This is a genomic window from Pseudanabaenaceae cyanobacterium SKYG29 (assembly GCA_025055675.1).
Classification (GTDB): domain Bacteria; phylum Cyanobacteriota; class Cyanobacteriia; order Pseudanabaenales; family Pseudanabaenaceae; genus M5B4.
Map to the genome: position 1 here is coordinate 404,899 of JANWWT010000001.1, position 18,240 is coordinate 423,138.

Annotated in this window: 16 protein-coding genes, 1 tRNA gene and 3 pseudogenes; 13 read left to right on the forward strand and 7 right to left on the reverse strand. The window is 46.2% G+C overall.

Going from position 1 to position 18,240, the window contains the following annotated elements:
* Positions 1 to 771: 771 nt before the first annotated feature.
* Both NZM01_01950 and NZM01_01955 read right to left on the reverse strand, forming a co-directional pair.
* Positions 772 to 990: a DUF3883 domain-containing protein gene (locus NZM01_01950; protein ID MCS6958797.1), complete on the reverse strand. Its 219-nt coding sequence runs from the start codon at positions 988 to 990 to the stop codon at positions 772 to 774.
* A 45-nt stretch (positions 991 to 1,035) separates the two neighbouring features.
* Positions 1,036 to 1,332 carry a hypothetical protein gene (locus NZM01_01955; GenBank protein MCS6958798.1) on the reverse strand — a complete coding sequence of 99 codons (297 nt, stop codon included), beginning with the start codon at positions 1,330 to 1,332 and terminating at the stop codon, positions 1,036 to 1,038.
* Positions 1,333 to 1,656: 324 nt separating this feature from the next.
* Between NZM01_01955 and NZM01_01960 the strand changes: the two genes are divergently transcribed.
* Positions 1,657 to 1,932 carry a DUF4351 domain-containing protein gene (locus NZM01_01960; protein MCS6958799.1) on the forward strand — a complete coding sequence of 92 codons (276 nt, stop codon included), beginning with the start codon at positions 1,657 to 1,659 and terminating at the stop codon, positions 1,930 to 1,932.
* Here the strand turns inward: NZM01_01960 and NZM01_01965 are convergent.
* Positions 1,929 to 2,285: a hypothetical protein gene (locus NZM01_01965; GenBank protein ID MCS6958800.1), complete on the reverse strand. Its 357-nt coding sequence runs from the start codon at positions 2,283 to 2,285 to the stop codon at positions 1,929 to 1,931. The two genes, NZM01_01960 and NZM01_01965, sit on opposite strands and share 4 nt — an antisense overlap.
* 84 nt (positions 2,286 to 2,369) lie before the next feature.
* On the opposite strand from NZM01_01965, the gene NZM01_01970 reads away from it, so the two are divergent.
* A complete protein-coding gene (locus NZM01_01970; protein ID MCS6958801.1) occupies positions 2,370 to 2,726 on the forward strand; it encodes a hypothetical protein in 357 nt (118 codons plus the stop codon).
* A gap of 248 nt (positions 2,727 to 2,974) precedes the next feature.
* On the opposite strand, the gene NZM01_01975 is transcribed toward NZM01_01970, so the two are convergent.
* Positions 2,975 to 3,047, reverse strand: a tRNA-Phe gene (locus NZM01_01975).
* 37 nt (positions 3,048 to 3,084) lie between these two features.
* Positions 3,085 to 3,744 carry an iron-sulfur cluster biosynthesis transcriptional regulator SufR gene (sufR, locus tag NZM01_01980; protein MCS6958802.1) on the reverse strand — a complete coding sequence of 220 codons (660 nt, stop codon included), beginning with the start codon at positions 3,742 to 3,744 and terminating at the stop codon, positions 3,085 to 3,087.
* An 88-nt stretch (positions 3,745 to 3,832) separates the two neighbouring features.
* Here sufR and NZM01_01985 point away from each other — a divergent pair.
* From NZM01_01985 to NZM01_01995, 3 pseudogenes are all read left to right on the forward strand, one after another.
* Positions 3,833 to 4,540, forward strand: a pseudogene (locus NZM01_01985) (Fe-S cluster assembly protein SufB).
* 666 nt (positions 4,541 to 5,206) lie between these two features.
* Positions 5,207 to 5,614 (forward strand): annotated as a pseudogene (locus tag NZM01_01990) (hypothetical protein).
* A gap of 3 nt (positions 5,615 to 5,617) precedes the next feature.
* Positions 5,618 to 6,349, forward strand: a pseudogene (locus NZM01_01995) (SufD family Fe-S cluster assembly protein).
* Here the strand turns inward: NZM01_01995 and NZM01_02000 are convergent.
* Positions 6,329 to 6,919, reverse strand: coding sequence for a 4'-phosphopantetheinyl transferase superfamily protein (locus NZM01_02000; GenBank protein MCS6958803.1), 591 nt, complete (start codon positions 6,917 to 6,919; stop codon positions 6,329 to 6,331). The pseudogene NZM01_01995 and the gene NZM01_02000 sit on opposite strands and share 21 nt — an antisense overlap.
* Positions 6,920 to 6,980: 61 nt before the next feature.
* Between NZM01_02000 and NZM01_02005 the strand changes: the two genes are divergently transcribed.
* The 5 genes from NZM01_02005 (at position 6,981) to NZM01_02025 (ending at position 13,382) form a co-directional block, all read left to right on the forward strand.
* On the forward strand, positions 6,981 to 7,493 hold the full coding sequence (locus NZM01_02005) for a Ycf51 family protein (GenBank protein ID MCS6958804.1): 513 nt from the start codon (positions 6,981 to 6,983) through the stop codon (positions 7,491 to 7,493).
* Positions 7,453 to 8,577, forward strand: a complete 1,125-nt coding sequence (locus tag NZM01_02010) for an AI-2E family transporter (GenBank protein MCS6958805.1) — start codon at positions 7,453 to 7,455, stop codon at positions 8,575 to 8,577. Before NZM01_02005 ends, NZM01_02010 begins: the two co-directional genes overlap by 41 nt.
* Positions 8,574 to 9,899 carry an FAD-binding oxidoreductase gene (locus NZM01_02015; GenBank protein ID MCS6958806.1) on the forward strand — a complete coding sequence of 442 codons (1,326 nt, stop codon included), beginning with the start codon at positions 8,574 to 8,576 and terminating at the stop codon, positions 9,897 to 9,899. The genes NZM01_02010 and NZM01_02015 overlap by 4 nt, the downstream gene beginning before the upstream one ends.
* Before the next feature lie 157 nt (positions 9,900 to 10,056).
* The gene (locus tag NZM01_02020; protein ID MCS6958807.1) at positions 10,057 to 10,626 is read left to right on the forward strand and encodes a prepilin-type N-terminal cleavage/methylation domain-containing protein; all 570 of its coding nucleotides are present in this window, start codon (positions 10,057 to 10,059) and stop codon (positions 10,624 to 10,626) included.
* Positions 10,627 to 11,999: 1,373 nt separating this feature from the next.
* Entirely contained in the window at positions 12,000 to 13,382 is a 1,383-nt protein-coding gene (locus tag NZM01_02025; protein ID MCS6958808.1) for a hypothetical protein, read from the forward strand.
* Here NZM01_02025 and NZM01_02030 read toward each other — a convergent pair.
* On the reverse strand, positions 13,379 to 14,506 hold the full coding sequence (locus NZM01_02030) for a glycosyltransferase family 4 protein (GenBank protein MCS6958809.1): 1,128 nt from the start codon (positions 14,504 to 14,506) through the stop codon (positions 13,379 to 13,381). The genes NZM01_02025 and NZM01_02030 overlap by 4 nt on opposite strands.
* Positions 14,507 to 14,680: 174 nt before the next feature.
* Here NZM01_02030 and NZM01_02035 point away from each other — a divergent pair, with 174 nt between their 5' ends.
* From NZM01_02035 to NZM01_02045, 3 genes are read left to right on the forward strand one after another with little or no spacing between them, the layout of a single operon-like run.
* Positions 14,681 to 15,079: a hypothetical protein gene (locus NZM01_02035; protein MCS6958810.1), complete on the forward strand. Its 399-nt coding sequence runs from the start codon at positions 14,681 to 14,683 to the stop codon at positions 15,077 to 15,079.
* Positions 15,079 to 16,674, forward strand: coding sequence for a cryptochrome/photolyase family protein (locus NZM01_02040; GenBank protein ID MCS6958811.1), 1,596 nt, complete (start codon positions 15,079 to 15,081; stop codon positions 16,672 to 16,674). Before NZM01_02035 ends, NZM01_02040 begins: the two co-directional genes overlap by 1 nt.
* Positions 16,674 to 18,230, forward strand: a complete 1,557-nt coding sequence (locus NZM01_02045; protein ID MCS6958812.1) for an RDD family protein — start codon at positions 16,674 to 16,676, stop codon at positions 18,228 to 18,230. The genes NZM01_02040 and NZM01_02045 overlap by 1 nt, the downstream gene beginning before the upstream one ends.
* Positions 18,231 to 18,240: the final 10 nt, after the last annotated feature.

An 18,240-nucleotide genomic window follows, 5' to 3' on the forward strand; every position in this document is an offset into this window, starting at 1 on the left:
GCTTCAACCTTTTTAATATTGTCATAGCCCTCAAATATGCTACGACTGTCCTAGAAAGTTATCTAATAAGTAAGATGGATGACATTTGTCAGTACACAGATCGGACATAGTCGATCGGCTGTGTCAAGGTGTGAAGAAGAGAGCTGGGTTGTTTGGATTGTAGTTTACTCCAACTCCGTATCTTAGTATAGACTGCCCGATCGGTCTAATTCCCTAAAAACTAACATGTTGTTCTGCAAGAATTCCAAACTTGCCATAACCTAGTGTTTGAGTTGTTGGTTTGTCCTCCACTTTGAACGACCGACAGAAGTATTACCCGACTCCGCTTATAATTGAGTTGCTCTCACCACAATAGGCATTGTCAACTCTAGCAGTTGCACTCCAGGATAAAGCCAGAGCTAGACTCAGCCACTCATTTACAGGGCGATCGAGCTGTATCCGTCTTCCCAGCAAGAAAAGATACTAACGCCCAATCCAATTGATTGATGCTCTGCGATTAATTCGCCTAGTCGCTCCGTCAGCCGAGGACTATTATCGACCCACCATACCCAGATGTGCGTATCTAAAATAATCACTTCAGCACTGCCCAATCTTCAGCAGATACTGCTGGCTTCGTTGTGCCATTAGTTTGTGACTATACATGTTCAATCCCTCTTACTGTAGTTTAGCTATTTTTGATACCTGTGTGTTTCGTAGCCAGCGTTCCATAACTTTTGCCAAGAATAATTTACACTACAGGCTCGAAAATCTGGCTTTTGTTGGAAAGGTTGCCTAACATAGAGCACTATACAGCTCTCCCCTTGAACTTGATAGTTCCCACCACATTCCCCCACTTTGAACACATCCCCCCTCTGAGAAATCCTGATTCACTGGAACCTGCACCAATGCCAAGATAAAACTATCGGGTTTGTTGAGTGCTGCTAGAGTTTCATTTCGTTCTATCCTGCCCTTCACCTCAATGAACCGTAGCCATCCAGTTTCTGATACCACTAATTCAATGTCACAACCACACTTCTGATCGCTGACATCCCGTGGTTAATAGCCCAAAGACTTCTCGATCGCCATAACTGCTTCCATTGCTATTTTCTCAACTCGCTGTGTTTCTTTAGCGAAGGTGTCAGGTGTTGCTTCCCGTTTGCCTTGTAGCCGTTGCAATAGACCGATTGGGATCACTAGTGCCCCACCAATGACGACTGGAGGTAGGGGGGACAGTTGGCGTTCCTGCTCCAATTCAGCTAGACGCTTTTGTAGCCGTGCTGCTAACTCCTCTGCTCGTTTTTGAGCTTTGGCAGAGTTGAGTTTGGTATTTGGCTTCCCTGCTTGTTCCTGCAAGCGGAGTTCCGCGGCACGATTTCAGTAGATGCTAAAACTTTTGCTCCGTTTCACTGAGAGATGGTTGACAATAGCAGGCTGGTGTGCGTTTATCTGGATAAGTTGCCTGATGTATCCTCACCGGAATTTGCGATGTTGCGGTGCTTCGGGGAGCTCAGCCGAGCCGTTGATTAATTCTCCAAAGGAAGAAGCGATCGGGGTAGTCGATGAGATTCGATCGCTTTCAAGAGGAATACTGGAATTTATTAAGACGATTTTGGTGTACAAATTTCCACAGTTGAGCAGGGCGGCTCGTGAGTCTCGCCGAACGAGGAGATAGAGAGAATGTTTACGCTAGACGACTTGCGGCAGACTAAGGTTTATCAAGAGAGCCTGCGGGAGGGCATAGAGCAAGGCTTGCAGAGAGGAAGGCAAGAGGGGCGCTTGGAAGGGGAGACACAGTTGTTGCTGAGACTTATTTCCCGCAAGTTTGGGAGCATTGCCTCCGATCGCTCTGAGCAGATTAAATCTCTCCCCATCGATCCCATAGAAGAATTAACAGAAGCATTACTGGATTCTACAACAATTGATGAACTGTATCAGTGGCTCGATCGGTTCTAAGACATATTGATATTAGGAATCACACCCAAAACCTTCAGAATCAGACCAACAAAGCCAGTAAAGAAAGCAATCAATCCGCCACGAATGATAAACTCTAGGTTTTCCAGACGCTTGTCAATGCCTTTGCTCTTTTCATCTAGTGCTTTGACATCGGCAGACAACTCAGAAACTTTTTGGTTTAGCTCTTTAATGTCTTGCTTGAGTTCGGCATATTGCCTGTCTATCTTTTGGTCAAGCTTGGCAATGTCTTGCTTCAGCTCCAGCTTAAGCTCCGCAAACTGCCGATCGATCTTTTGGTCGAAGCGCATCAAAAACTCTTCGAGGGTGTAGGTGATGGTGGGGGAAGTGGTCATGGCTAAAAACTATGGAAATCTGCTTGAATTTTAGTCTATCTTACCCCCGATCGCTCTCCTTCGCAGTGGGTTGAAGAAACCATCATGGCAATATTTACAGTAAAAAATACCAGTGACAGTGATCTCGAGTTGTTGCGGCAGGCGATTATAGATGCCAATGCTGCGGCTGGGGCTAATACTATCCAGTTTTCCATAGTTTCTGGTAGTGTAATTACCCTCACTTCAGAGGAACTGTTGATAACTGATGATGTAGAGATCGATGGCGACTTGGACAATAACGGCACAGCTGACATTACGGTACAGAGGAGTGGGAGTGCATCTGGATTCCGGACTTTTAACATCAACGATGGGAATAAAAGTGTATTCAAAAATACCCCGATCGATGGTTTGGTAATCAGGGGAGGCAGTGTCTCTGAGAATGGCGGAGGCATTTATAACTGAGAGAGCCTAGCCATCAAAAACAGTGTAATTCAGGGCAATACAGCAGGAGTTTATGGCGGTGGGATTTGCAACTATTTCTCTACAGTGAGCATCAGCAGTAGCACGATTGGGTGTAAGACACAGCGGCACGGAGACGGGAGTTAACTTCGGTAAGGTCGGTAATAAGTAGCGCACAATGTAGTCCTCTAGTCCATATTTTGAGCTAGAAATGCGCTAAAAAGGATTGAAAACGGTTGTGCAGAGGGAGATGCCAAGACCGGGACTCGAACCCGGGACACGAGGATTTTCAGTCCTCTGCTCTACCAACTGAGCTATCTCGGCATAACTAGTGCTTGCTTAATATAGCACAAAGGAGCAACTATTGGCAAATGGAGTAACCACAAAAGTGTTCCCCCCCCACGAGCCAGTGAATCCGATCGACCTTAAACTCCTGAAAAATCTCACTAAACATCTCCAGTTCCTGGGAGCAGATGTGGGGGAAGGAGGTAGCCACCTCAGCAATGACGCAATTGTACTCGGTGTAGATAAAACCAGCCCGATCGTTTTGGGGAAACCACTCAGTGATATAACCTTCCTGGCGACGGAGGAGGGCTAACTGTTCGACGCGCTCTGCTAGGGGAAGATGACCAATCAGCTGTTTGTAGTACTGGGCTTTATCCTGCCATTGCTGGTGAAGGAGTTGCCGCACAGATTCCTGACCCACCGTACGGCTGAGGGATTGCAGGAGATTGACGGAAAACTCGCCGTAGCGTTTAGGAAACTGACTCTTGCCCCTGGGTGTTAAGCTGTACAGATACTGGGGACGACCCATGGACTTGGCGGGGGTGACCTGGTGAGTAACTAAACCACACTCCTCTAGGTCGTTGAGATGGCGGCGTACAGCTTGGGGACTAATACCTAAACTCTCCGCTAGGGTCTGGGCAGTCACCCGATCGTGTTTCAGTAGGTAGCGCAAAATCTCTTCCTTGGTAGAGGGAGTACCAGGCGTGCTCTGTCGCGGGGAAATCAGGGAAGTCATAGGACTTTGACAACGCTAATGTTGTTATACTACTCTATAATGGCTTAAGAAACCAAAATGTTGTTTTAATTTCTCCAGAGAGGCGTTCATGACTGCGACTGTCCAAGCACTGGTAAATCAACCCTACAAGTACGGTTTTGTCACCCCCATCGAGGCAGATGTGATTCCCAAGGGGTTGAATGAAGAGATTATCCGCCTGATTTCCGCCAAGAAGCAAGAGCCGGAGTTCATGTTGGAGTTTCGGCTGCGGGCATACCGCCAATGGCTCAAGATGACTCCCCCCACTTGGGCAGAAGTGCACTATCCCCCGATCGATTACCAGGACATCATTTATTATTCTGCGCCCAAATCGAGTCAGAAGAAAAAGAGCTTAGATGAAGTTGACCCTGAGTTGTTGGAAACTTTTGAAAAATTGGGTATCCCCCTATCGGAGCAGAAGCGGCTAGCAAATGTAGCAGTAGATGCGATTTTTGACAGTGTTTCTATCGCTACTACCTTCAAGAAGGATTTAGCAAAAGTAGGGGTAATTTTCTGCTCCATCTCTGAGGCACTGCGTGAGTATCCTGAATTGGTGAAAAAGTATTTAGGCAGTGTAGTACCGATCGGTGATAACTACTATGCTGCTCTTAATTCCGCTGTATTTAGCGATGGTTCGTTTGTCTATATTCCCAAGGGTGTGCGCTGTCCCATGGAGCTGTCCACCTATTTCCGCATTAACAATGGCGAGTCAGGGCAGTTTGAACGTACCCTAATTATTGCGGAAGAGGGTAGTTATGTCAGTTACTTGGAGGGATGTCATCCCGCAGGCGAGCAAGTTTCCACTCCCGATGGTTGGGTTAACATTGAAAGCCTCAAACCAGGAGACCAAGTTTATGACCATGAGGGCAATCCCCAGAAAGTGCGGGCAGTGATGGTACGTCACTACAGAGGGGATATGCTAACTATATGTCCCGTGTCCAGCCACAACGCTTTCCGCCTTACTACTGAGCATCCTGTATTAGTGATTAAGCGCCGCGATGTCTTGGTAAAACGATCGCCCCGCCAGGGCTGGCTACCTGAAGTGGATACGGAGAAGTTACAGCAGGCAAAGCCTCAGTGGGTGAAGGCAGAGGAGCTGGAGAAAGGAGACTTCCTGCTAGTGCCTAAGCTGCGGGTGCAGGAAAATCACGTATTTAGCGATGCGGAAGTAGAGCTACTGGGTTACTACTTGGCAGAAGGCAGTACTTACTACAACAGTTTGAACAAGCAATACACTAATCAATTTTCCTTTGGTCTGCAGGAAAGGGATTTGGCTGAGCGCACCTGTGAATTGGTTAGATTAGTGACGGGTCGTCCTGTCTATTTGACAGAGCAGAGGGAACGCAATGCTTTGGGAGTGTCCTTCTACTCTCCTGAGTATGCCGATTGGTTTAGTTATCACTGTGGCAAAGGAGCTAGCCGAAAGCGGCTCAGCCGTGAGTTGATGCAACTGGACTTGGCTCAAACTAGAGTTCTACTCGATGCCTATTTAGCAGGGGATGGCAACATATGTCAGCGGCAAGGGTCTACCATGGTACGTTACTGTACTACTTCTCCTAGCTTGGCACCACAGGTACAGATGCTGCTGAACCATCTGGGCATCTACAGTTGGATGCAAACCCGCCCAGGAGGAGTAGGTAAGTTTTCGCGCCGAAATGACCGCATGGTTCAACGGCAACCCCTATACCAGGTTGGTTATACCCCCAATAAGAAGTGGGATATGATTCGGGAGACAGATACTCATTTCCTCGTGCCAATTCGGGAGATTAAGCGGGAGCCTTGGGATGATTTAGTTTTTAACATTGATGTGGCAAAAAGCCACAGCTATCTAGTACGGGGTTTTGCTGTCCACAACTGTACTGCTCCTATGTTTGATACCAATCAGCTACACGCAGCAGTAGTAGAATTAATCGCCCTAGATAACGCCGAAATCAAATACTCCACTGTACAGAACTGGTATGCAGGAGATGAAAAAGGTAAGGGTGGTATCTACAATTTTGTGACGAAACGGGGGCTGTGCCAGGGAGTTAACTCCAAAATTTCCTGGACACAGGTGGAGACAGGTTCAGCTATCACCTGGAAATACCCCAGTTGTGTACTAGTGGGAGATAACTCGATCGGTGAGTTTTACTCCGTTGCTCTGACAAACAACTACCAACAAGCTGATACAGGAACAAAAATGATCCACATCGGACGCAACACCCGTAGCAAGATTATCTCCAAGGGGATTTCGGCAGGTCACTCCCAAAATAGTTATCGCGGGCTGGTGAAAGTTGGTCCCAAAGCAGATGGGGCACGTAGTTTTGCCCAGTGTGACTCGATGCTAATTGGCGATAACTCCAAGGCAAACACCTTTCCCTACATCGAGGTAAAGAATTCCACGGCACGGGTGGAGCACGAAGCTAGTGTGTCCAAGATTGGGGAAGAGCAACTCTTCTATTTCCAGCAGCGGGGCATTGACCCAGAACAGGCAGTTTCCATGATGATCAGTGGGTTCTGCAAGGAAGTGTTTAACGCTCTGCCCATGGAATTTGCTGTAGAAGCAGATAAACTCTTGGCGCTCAAGCTAGAGGGTTCGGTAGGCTAGGGCAGCTCTGTACCCCAGGGGAGCAACGATTTCCTGAATTATGATTCCCCCTGCTACTGCCATCCTGCCTTCCTGCAGCAGAGATATGGTCTCCAGTTGGCGTAATACTTGTAAGAGGGGCAGTTCTAGGAGTTTGCTATAGGCTTCTTTGCCGACCCAGGCGCGATAGAAGGATTCCCCTAGGCTTGATTGCTCCCGCAACCACTGCTGTTCGGTGGGACAGAAGTACCGATTGATCAATTGCTGGTAGGGGCGAACTTTCATTTCCTCCAAGTCGATGCCGAGGGCATAGCAATCGCTGACTGCTACTACCAACCAATCCCCACTGTGGGCAAGGTTAAAATAGAACGGCAAATTTGCCAGGATGGGTTTACCGCTGGGAGCGTAGCTAATGGGTACTGCTGGGGGAGGGAGGCTGAGATAGTGACCCAAAACTTGCCTGAGGAAGGTGCGACTGCGGAGAAAGCGATCAGCTTGTGCTGAATACTGCAGACGGGCTATTTCAAGGGGACTCAAGCAACTGGGGTCAGGGCTAATAGCAGTTAGAAGTTGCCAGTGGAGGGTACGCATCGAGAGTGATTGGCAGTGCTCTTATCTGGCTATACTATAAGATTTGGGATGTTGGTTAGGCATGGTACTGACAACGGTTGAATTTGGTCAAATTGCCCAGGGGATGGGATTATTCGTGTTGGGGTGTGCCATCCTGACGGGAGTGGCCTTTGTAAAAAATTGGGGCTGGCGCTTTCGTATGGTGGGAGTAACTCTATTTTCCGTAGTTTTAACGGGGGGATTATTTGCCCTCAGCCTTACGCCTCTTACCAAAGAAGTTGTGCCAGGTGCTGCCCCCTACAAAACTGTTTACGATCGGTTTGGTGCGGAAGCGGTGATTGCCGTTGCCCCTACAATTACCCCTGCGGAACTTGCCCTGACCCTAGAGCAAGCTGCTGCCCGTCTATTCTCCTCTGGTAGGACCAGTGATACTCTTACTGTCTATGCCCGCACGATCGTCCATCCGCGCCCTGGTGTCTCTAAGCCTTTATACTTAGGTTATTGGCAACAGTCCTTACGCCAACGTAACGACCCCGATCGCATCCTGTACATCAATGATGCCAACTTTGCCCGACTCCAATCACTCCGTCACTGAACCTATGCCCACCGATCGTTCTTTGCAGCGCTTGCTAGTAATTGGGCTGACATTTCCTTTAATTGTCCTCAACGGCTGGTTAGCCCTAGTGGTGATGAAATTTTTTCAACCCTTTACAAGTATTTTCATTGCCGCGGCGATTTTAGCCTTTCTGCTCAACTATGCGGTGGAGTTCCTCACATCCCAGGGAGTAAGGCGTACCAATGCGGTGGCCGTAGTTTCGCTCCTGGCGTTATCAGTGATTGCCCTGATAGCCTTCTTTGTGGTACCCATCGCTTTGGGTCAGCTTAACGATTTAGTGAAGCGTCTGCCCAGTTTAATTGAATCAGGGATTAAACAACTGCAAACCCTGCAAGCGTGGGCGGAATCACAAAACATCCCCCTGAACATTACAGGCTTAGCGGTACAGGCAGCAGGCAGGTTATCGGGGGAAATTCAAAATCTGTCGGGGAAAGCCATCTCCTTGGTGCTGGATACAGCGGGTAATGCCTTTAAGGTGCTGTTGACTCTGGTACTCACTTTCTATCTGTTGTTGAACGGTAAAAATCTCTGGGAAGGGTTGTTTCGGCTGCTGCCACCGCGCATCGGCATGCCCATTCAACGATCGTTGCGGGAGAATTTTCAAAACTACTACATTGGGCAGGTCACTCTTGCTTCTTTGAATGGCACGTTAATTACGCTAGCTTTTCTGGCTTTGAAAGTGCCTTTTGGGGTGTTGTTTGGTGTGGGCATTGCGGTAATGGGGATTATTCCGTTTGCAGGGGCATTGACGGTGACAATTATTACCATCCTGGTAGCACTACAGAACTTTTGGTTGGGGCTAAAGGTGCTGATTACAGTGTTGGCAATCGACCAGGCGATGAACAATTTAGTAGCACCGCGCATTTTGGGGGAGTTGACGGGCTTAGAGCCAGCTTTGATCTTAATTTCTTTACTAGTTGGTTTGCAGGTGGCAGGTCCCCTGGGGTTGATCATTGCTGTACCTCTGGCTAGTTCCTGCAAGTCCCTTTTGGATGAATTGCGCAGTTCTACTGCTGCCCCTGAACCCACAGAGCAGAAACTGTTGGAGACGACAGCCCCATGAAATCCCCAGAGCAATGGCAAGCATGGGCAGCCCAGCAGGGTATAGAAGCAATCACTCAGCCCACGCAGGTTGCCAGACTGTCCCAGGACTACTACCACTTTAGTCAGATTCTCACCCCCCTGTTAGCAGATAAACGAGGGGATGTTGTCCTCAAACCTGCCACGGAAGAGGAAGTTATAGCGATCGCCCAAGCTTGTGTACAATCAGAGACATTTTTAACGGTACGGGGGAGCGGGACAGGTAATTATGGGCAGTGCATCCCTTTGCAGGGGGGGGTAATTTTAGAAACCAGTAAGCTGCAGCGGGTTATACACCTAGAGGCTGGCTACACTACTGTAGAACCTGGAGTCAAACTAGCTAGCCTAGAACAACAGGCACAAAGCTTGGGTTGGGAATGGCGGATGGTACCCTCTACGGTACGGACAGCCACGATCGGGGGGTTTATTGCGGGGGGGAGCGGCGGTATTGGGTCAATCCTCTATGGGCAATTGCGCGATCGGGGTAATTTGATTGGGGCGCGGGTTGTCACCATGACTGACCCTGTGGAAGTGATTGAGTTGGAAGGAGATGCCACGCAAGTCATTAATCACGCCTATGGGGTCAATGGCATTATTACTGCTCTAACTTTACCCTTGGCTCCTGCCTATCCCTGGTGTGCATTTGGGGTCAGCTTCCAGGACTTTGAGCCTGCAGCGGAATTCGGGTTGGCACTGGCAAACTCTGACGGCATCATCAAACGGTTAATTAGTGTTTTCGATCGTCCTATCCCTCAATTTTTCTCTACCCTCCGTGAGCAGATTGCTGCCCCTGACCAGTGCCTAGTATTGGCGTTGATCAACAAACCCGATCGTCTGGCTTTCACAGAGCTGGCACAAAAGTATAGTGGTGAAGTTATCCCGCTAGATAAACCAATTACAGTTATTGAGTGCACTTGGAACCACACCACCTTGCATGCCCGCGCTGCCGACTCCAGTTGGACTTATTTGCAGTGCCTTTATCCTGACCTAGCTACGGTCTATAAATTGCGAGAACAACTGGTAGGAGAACTAGTGATGCACTTGGAGTTTATCCGTATGGGGGGTAAAGTCATACCAGCGGCAATCCCACTAGTGCGTTTTACCACCGCCGATCGCATGGCAGAACTAATCCAACTGCACGAAGCCCAAGGGGTATTGGTAGCCAATCCCCACACCTATATCTTGGAAGATGGCGGCATGAAAACGATCGATTGGGAACAATTACAGTTCAAACGGCGGGTTGACCCCAAAGGCTTGATGAATCCTGGTAAAATGCGAGCTTGGAGTATGTTGGACCAATCTTAAGATTTTCTTTAGAATTATTCATATTAGATTACTTTCCGAAAGTCTAACAGATGCAGTAAAAATTTTTACTGTTGGGTGATCGATCGTTTCCCCCTGCTGGGTAACTTAAGACTGTAGGGGCGAGAGCCCACAAACCTCTATAACGCAGGAGAAAGCTATGAAGTCTGAATTTAAAGCTAAACTTATCCAACACTTACTCAGCCGCAAGGATTCCGAAAAAGGTTTTACCCTGATTGAACTGCTTGTGGTAGTAATCATTGTTGGTATCCTTGCTGCTATTGCTTTACCTACTTTCCTGGCTCAAGTCAACAAAGCTCGTCATGCTGAGGCTCGTAACTTTGTTTCTACAGCCCTCAAGGCTCAGCAAACTGTCTACCTGGAAACCAATCAATTTGCCTCCAACTTTACAGCTCTACAAGCTGAAGTAGGCTTGTCTACTAACCTTACGTATTACACACCTGGTATAAATGCTACTAACCCTACCAGTGGTATTGGTTTCCTCGCTTGTATCACTGCTGCAGGTAAGAGGGACGTACTCAAGGATTACACAGGTGTCGCTTGGGCTGCTATAATTGGGGGTGCAACTATACCTGAAATCTACACTGCGGTGTTTGAGGAAGAGAAGGCAGGTGCGGGGGGAGCTAGTGTACCCTGTGCTAACCCCGCGCCTGCGACTAACTCTGCTGTAGCCAGCGCTCCTACTAACTATGTCAATTTGGGCAAATAACCACTGAATTAACTAATACTTGCCATGGGTGTGTTGCGGTTGAAGCAATCACCCTTTTTTATTACAAAAGCAAAACAATTATGAGTTTGAGTATAGCCTTCACAAAGTTCTTTGCCAGTGATTATTGTACCGCAGCTCGACTGTTTAGCGAGTTTTCCTCCCATAACACCTACGCTGGATATCACTATGCGTTAGCTCGGTTTCTTTCAGAACGGGCTGCCTTGGACAATGGCATACCTGTAGAAGTAATTGCCCTGGAAGCTCTGCGACAAGAAATCTACTTCAGATATACCACAGCCCTGCATTTGTGGGAAGTAGCCATCTCGTTTCAGACCAAGCAAATTTCGCAGATTAGTAGTCTGACTATTTGTGATATCAGTGCTAGGATCAATCCGCTATCTCAGATACCACTTCATTTGCTAGAAACATGTGACCCTGATAGTATATCACTTAGTTTGTCTTCTATGGCTGTAGAGCGTTTACTAAGTTTAGTAGGACAAATAGTAAGAAACAGTAATGCTGAGGTAATACCAAGGGACCTTGTACAGTTTGGATGTAACTTACTCAGCAAACTGATTGCTACCCAACCTTCGATTGATAACTACTGTAAAGCAGGACACTTCTATTTCCTAGTGGGAGATTACGAAAAGGCTGATTTCTTTTATAATCAAGCTGAAGCCTTGTATGGGATAACACCGCTCTTACTCTACAGGAAGTCAGAACTAGCTTTTCGAACTAATAACCTGTGCCAAGGGATAAATCTGTTGGAACAGGCTATCAAGCTCGATCCAAACAATCCTCAGTACATCTCAGAGTATGGGATTACTCTAGATACTTACGGAATGAGGGAAAAAGCTGGTGAATTAATGCTTAGGGCATTCAGCCTCATAAACTCCAGCATTAGTTACCACGTTGGTCTAGCTAACCGCTACAGAAGGTTTGGTGCTATTAAATTAGCTACTAAGTTCTACTACCTACCTACAAAAGTGATACCTCTTTACGGAAATATTTGCTACTACCTAGCCCACTTTGCTTATAGCAATAACCAAATAGAGGAAGCAAAAAAATATTGTAAATTTTCAGTGACAGCTATTCCTGTAAATAGCTCTTGCATAATCCTGTTATCTGAGTTGTTAGAAAGGAGTAGTAAAACAGAAGAATCAGTTAGTTTGCTTGAAAAAGTCTATGATCAATTTTGTTACTCCTACAATTTTATACTTAATCTAATAGAAAAGTTGACTAAACTTAAAAAGATATTGAGAGCTATTGAAGTTTGCCATGATTTCCTAAGACTTGGTTCACATACCTTCAAGTTTAGATGCCTCACCTTGTTAGCTAGGCTTTACCTAGACGTAGGTCTAACCATTCCTCTGTTGAAGACTTTGGATGACATCCAAGCATTACTAATAGAGCATTCTGATAGGGGTACATCTTGGCAGGAATGGATGTTTCTGTACCACCGTTTAACTTTTATAGTGCCATCGATTAGAGATAATCCTTTTTTTAACTGCCTGTTGTTTTCTCTTGTCAGTGAGAAATATATAATCAGACTGTGGGAATGGCGCAAAGTTGTAGCCAAACTGTATAACTTTAATTTTGAGGCTGTCAGACGTTACAACCATAAGCTAAGACGCATTGCTTTCATTTCTCCTAACTTTACAGGTCACGTAGTTAGTATTTTGAGTATAGACATTATCACTGAACTGTCGTCGTTGTACGGTGATTTAGAAGTTATGCTCATTCCCACTGACCCCAACTACAAAGAATCAAAATTCATGGAGGTAGTTAGAAGGAGGGAGCAGGTTAGAATTGTGGATTTGGATAACTACAATCTAGCTAGTATTGCAGTAACTCTGGCTAAGTTAGACTTGGATGTATTAATTGAGTTGGATGGTGCTACTTCGATAAGTGCGTGTCCTCTTCTATATTGTCGACCTGCGCTGATTAACATGAGTTGGCTTGGCTTTGATGCTCCTTTTATCTCTCCCTGCAACTACTTCCTCTGCGACCGCTATACTCACCCACCTGAATTTGATGAAATTTATGTAGAAAAACTGGTGAGATTACCTCACTCCCATATGTGCGTCAGTGGCTTTGAGGTAGCAGAGAAAGACAGAGATGAAATAAGAACATCCCTGGGTATTTCCCAAGATCAAGTTGTGTTTATCTACACTGCCGCGGTACGTAAGTTTAACTTTGATACTGCAGCTGCCCATGCTCAAATTCTGAAACGCAGCCCCAAGTCGGTACTTTTGGTCAAAACTAGCTTGGGTACGCTAGACAAGCCCCTAGAGGTTTGGCAACAAGAGTTACAGTCTGTAGGAGTATCTACCGATCGACTTATTCCCATGCAGTACGCATCCACTCAGGAGGAACATCGATTCTATTTCAAGGTAGCTGACATTTATTTAGATGCTTACCCCTACAACGGTGGCTCCCAAACCCTGGAGGCTTTGTGGTGTGAACTGCCAGTTGTTACTCTATGCGGGCAACAGTCCTTTGCTCGGATGGGCTACTCTCTCCTTTCCACTTTGGGTATTACAGATGGAATTGCTCATTCTTGGGAAGAGTATGTGGAATGGGCGGTAAGACTGGCAACTGATAAGGAGTTGTATCAGAAGATCAAACATCGTCTGTGGGAAGCAAAACAACCTGCAACTCTCTCTCCTCTGTGGAATCCTAAACAGTTTGCGCGTGATATGTATAACATTCTGCAGGATTTGTATACTCAGGAAGTACAAGGGAGAGGTAGTTAGGGGGATGCAAGGGGAACACTGTATTGCTGCAGGATTCTGCGGTAGAGGTTTTCCAGTTGATTGATGTTTTGGCTGAGGGTATAGCGTTCTAGTACTCTCTGTCTTGCTTTTCTACCTATGATGACACTTAATTCTGGATGGTCAATGAATAGGGGTAAAAGAGTGGTTAATTGACTCACAACATTTGTGGAGTCTAAGGCTATACCTGCACCTCCACTGACTACTTCTCCGTCTGCTCCCACGTCGGTGGCTAAACAGGCCACACCACAGGACATAGCTTCTAAAAGGGACAAGGACAAACCTTCAACAAGGGAGGGCAGAATGAAAACATCTGTGCCTCTGAGAATTTCTATACGTCTTTGTTCGTTGCCGATATATCCCATCCACACGATGTTAGAACAATTACCATAGGCAGCTTTCAAAAGCGGTGCTAAAGGGCCATCCCCCACGATCGCTAATTTATACTGGTTGGAAAAAACTAATCTCTGCCAGGCACGCAAAAGAGATTCCACATTTTTTTCTACAGCTAGACGACCTTGGAATAAAAATAATCTTTCACATTGCAGTTCTTGTTTGATGGAGGAGGGGCCAGGAGAATACCGATCGGGGTCAACGCCGTTGGGAATGACAGTTAAACGATCGATGGGGACTCCCAAACGATGGAGGAGGTCTTTTTGCAAATCAGAGAAGACAATGACTTGGTCGTATTCTGCCAGGGCTGGGGCGTAGATTTGATAGGTGAACTGCTGTGTGCTAGAAGTTAGGTTACGCCGTTTGGCATCAAAGGGGAGGTGGAACGTGGCTACCAGGGGAATACCTAGGTCATGACAGATTTCAGGTAGAGTGAAGTCAAGGGGTGATAGAGCTAGGGAGGCATGCACCAGGTCGGGGCGCAACTCCTGCAAAGCATTGATTAACACTTTGCTCGATCGTAAAGTCGGCAAGGTATAGATAGTAGACTTGTAAAGGTACGGTAGAGCGACTTCCGTTTCACTTTCTCTTTCCAGGTCGAAATGCAGAAAGCTGACTTGATGTCCCCTATCTCTGAGGGATCGGGTAACCTCTAAACTATATGTGACGTTGCCACAAAAAGGAGTCTTTTTGCCCAGCCAAGCTATATGCATACTCTGGATGCTTTAGATTATTTTAATAAAATACTACAGACTGCTCCTTTCAGCGTAATCCTAAAGAATTGTTCTTGTTCCAGTCTGCCCCAAGTCACAATTTATTGCTAGCCCCACCAGAAAAGTTCTGTATTTGTCAGAATGGGTATAGAGAAAAAATCACCTTTTACCCCTATGGAATGGGCATTTTTACTTATCCTCTGCTTTCTAGGGTGCTTACCCCTGGCGGCAAAACCAATCGAGGAACTGCAAGACGGCAGATATATCTTCGCTTCCCAAGCACCCAGAACCGATCGCCATCCTGATGTTCAGTTAGCAGGGGCAGAAGTTTATGCTTTCGAAAAAAAAGGCAAGAATGTACTGGGCGAGGTCTTTATTGCTAACTCTAGCGAGGCAAGTTGTTTTACAGGTGTTGTAACGCAGAATTTTCTCAAAGGAAGAGTAATTATTCATAACCAAACTTTGCCCTTTCAAACGGATTTGACTAAATTTCATCCTGTGGCTGTAACGCTTGTACCCTATGCTCGATCGAGTGTCGATCGTTGTCGCTCTATAGTTAGTGGTCTGCGGTAATGAAAGTTCATGCCCCCGTTTATCAGAGTTACTGGCAGGGAAGAGAGGTTGACTTAAGTGCACGGCAGGAGCTGTTGTTTATTCTCCATGATCAATTGAATGTGCAGGTTTTCCCCCGGGAGGTTTGGCAACGATCGCCTGTGATTGTGTTTGTGGAATCCTTCGCCTATGCCATTTTCTTGCCTCATCATCAGATGAAGTTGGCATTCATTTTGTCCTGTCAGCGTCATTATGCCATCGAGCTATTACAACAGGGCTACGAAGTGATTACGATAACTACGGCGGGATTTCATAGTGATGGATTACAGGAACTGCTAACTGGATTTCCCCATCTTTCCCTCAGTTACATGCAACCAAATGAGTGGCAAACAAGGATGAAAATGGATGAATTAAAGAACAAGTTTCCCCAGCGTGTCCGATCCTTCCCTAATAACTTTTTCTTAGCAAATGTAGAGGAGTTTCGCCATAGGATTAATCGCTATTATCGCCTAGAAAATTTCTATCGGGACATGCGGCGGCAAACGGGTTACTTGATGGAGGGTGGACAACCAACAGGTGGCAAGTGGAACTATGATAAAGATAACCGCAAACCTTTACCTAAAAATATTAGCATTCCCCAGTTACCTACTTTTGCCCCGGACCCCGTTACTCAGGAGGTGATAGACCAGGTAAAGACTTTCTTTAGCCATCACTTTGGTAAATTAGACCGATTTCTCTGGGCAGTAACTCGTACCCAAGCTCTGCAACTAGCAGCGGAATTTATGGACAGGAGACTAGTAAATTTTGGCCCCTATGAAGATGCTATTAAAACGGGTGAGCCTTTCCTGTTTCATAGTGTCCTATCTCCCTATTTGAATAACGGTCTGTTATTGCCCGCCGAATTGTGTGACATGGCAATCGATCGGTATGAGCGGGGCACAGCTCCCCTCAATTCTGTGGAAGGTTTCATTAGGCAAATTATCGGTTGGCGAGAGTACATTCGAGTTTACTATGAAGCGAGGATGCCTGAGGTAAGAAATGCTAATCACTTTGGGTTTACTTATACTTTACCACAACTATTTTGGGATGGCAAAACAGAGTTAAAATGCCTAGCCGATGCCATGCAAAATGTGATCAACTGGGGATATTCCCACCACATCCAACGGCTAATGGTGCTCAGTAACTTCAGTAATTTAACCCTGACTAGCCCCATCGAGTTACATCACTGGTTTTGGTTAGCCTATGTGGATGCCTATGAGTGGGTAGAGTTACCTAATGTGTTAGGGATGTCCACCTACGCGGATGGGGGAATTTTAGCCACTAAGCCCTATGTGGCGGGGGGAAATTATATCAACAAAATGAGTGATTGTTGTCGCCAGTGCGCCTATGATGTTAAACAGAAAGTAGGGGCAAAAGCCTGTCCCTTTAATTATTTGTATTGGCATTTTGTCGATCGGTTTCGTAATGACTTTATGGAAAATGGGCGGGTATCTTTGATGGTATCTATGTACGACCAAAAGTCAATGGCGGAAAAACAGGAAATCCACCGATCGGCTAGTGAGTTTATCCAGAGGTTACCCCGCTATAAAACTTTGCTACAGGGAGTGAAAATATAGTGGGAAATCGGTTGATAAATGTGCCGATCGGTGTTGCTATTAACAGGGGAATTAAACTATATCTAAGTTACAGGCGAGATTTTCTTAACTGGTGCAGGCGGGCAAGGGTGAGGAATCCAACTCTAGCTAATGTTACCCTGGCATTCTTTGCCCTACAGTTACTACAGGGGCAGATAGTTACCTGGGAGGAATGTTATGCCCAAGTTAGGCTATGCCGGGAGAGGATCAATAGGCTGCAGGTAATTATTGTTGTTAGTCTGATTGCAGCTACTGCCGTTGCCTATATTTATTTGTTAATAGTTGTTTTTCTTAGTATTATCTGTGTTAGATTTTTCTTTTTTCTGGGAGGGTTTATCCTAGGTGCTGCTGCAGCTTTATTGAGTTTTTTAGCCCTGTTGTCTGGTCTGTACTTCCTCAATCGGAAAATGCAATGGGTGCGGTTTGCTCCCCTCTGTCTGCTGCAATTTCCCCAATATTCACTAATGGAAGTAATAAAACACTGCGATCGGTTGCTGCAAAATTCTAATGTCCTGATTTTTAGTTCCGCTGTCGGATTTTTGGTTAATTATCTCCTGGGGCTGGTGCTGCTGGTCGTGGGGGTGATTGTCAATCTGTTCCAGATATTCCTGCCTAATTATTGGGCTTGGTGCTTGCCCCTCCTATGCCCTGTAGTCATATCTCTGCTTACAGAAGTAAGTTTGTTGAGTAACCTCCTTGATACCTGCTACTATTACCAACTAGGTTGCTGGCAGGAAGGTTGGGACTTAAACTTAGGGGCAAAGATGATGGAGGTAGAACGCAAGGTTAAATTTTTAACTCCCGAAAGTGTAGAACTAGAGTTTACGCTGGCAGGTATTGGTAACCGTGCTCTGGCGCTAGCCATTGATTATCTCATCTTGTTTTTTGTCCTTTTCTGTTTGTTTTTTGTGTGGCTGGCGGTCGCAGCAAGTTTAGCAGACTACGAACTAGAACAGTGGTTCAATGCTTTTATGTCTCTTCTCTCCTTCAGTATATATACAGGCTATTTTATTTTCTGGGAAACTACTTGGAGCGGACAAACGCCTGGCAAGAGGTTCACCAAAATTCGAGTAGTTAAAACTGATGGTCGTCCTGTAGGTTTATCCCAATCTCTTTTGCGGGCGCTCCTACGCCCCTTCGATGACTGGATGGCTATTGGTACTTTTTTGATTGTCTTTTCTAAAACGGAAAAACGCTTGGGGGATATAGTGGCACAAACGATTGTTATTCAAGAACCTACTCGCCCCCAAATTGTCACCGTTCAATTGTCCAAGCTCAGTGAAAGGGCAGCACAGGAATGGACAGATTTGGGTATAACATCTGTTTTAAGTGTGCAAGACTTTGCTGTGATTAGGGATTTTTTGCAACGCCGCCGCAACTTTGCCGCCCCTATCAGGTTTAAGGTAAGTGAACGTCTCTTCCACCAATTGCGCCATAAGTTGGGATTAAAAACTGTGCCCCTGGGATTTACAGCAGAAGAGCACTTGGAGGGCATCTATCGTGCCTACAGTGAGGTACATTCCCCCCGCCTGTGGTAAATTAGACAAA